Source organism: Paraburkholderia sp. SIMBA_030 (assembly GCF_046535245.1).
Taxonomy (GTDB): Bacteria; Pseudomonadota; Gammaproteobacteria; order Burkholderiales; family Burkholderiaceae; genus Paraburkholderia.
In genome coordinates this window covers 1-349 of record NZ_JAWRXB010000172.1, presented here as the reverse complement: position 1 = coordinate 349, position 349 = coordinate 1, and the positions used below count along the sequence as shown (strand labels likewise).

Here is a 349-nt window from a genome sequence, read left to right as displayed (position 1 = left end):
CGCCGATGGCGATCTTCAAATCTCCCTGTCCCGTCTTGGCGGCGCGATCCACAGCGCCAGTTTTCGCGGCCGTGCCTTCATGGTGGCCGCTGGCGGTGCCGATGGCGGCTCCGCCAGTTTCCCTCTGGTGCCTTTCGGCAACCGGGTCGGCGACAATGTCATGACCGTTGACGGCCGCGATTATTGCTTCCGCGCAAACAAGGCCGATCCGCTACATCTACACGGTGATGGCTGGCTCGGGCTTTGGGATATCGTCTCCCTCAGCCGCCAACAAGTGGACATGACCTTCCGCCACGCTGCGGATGATCTTTCGCCGTATAGCTATCAGGCGTCGCAGAGTTTTTCGATT

1 pseudogene is annotated in these 349 nt (G+C 60.7%); it reads left to right on the top strand.

Annotated elements, in window-relative coordinates:
• A pseudogene (locus tag SB772_RS39535) lies at window positions 1-349 on the top strand (hypothetical protein); the annotation flags it as partial.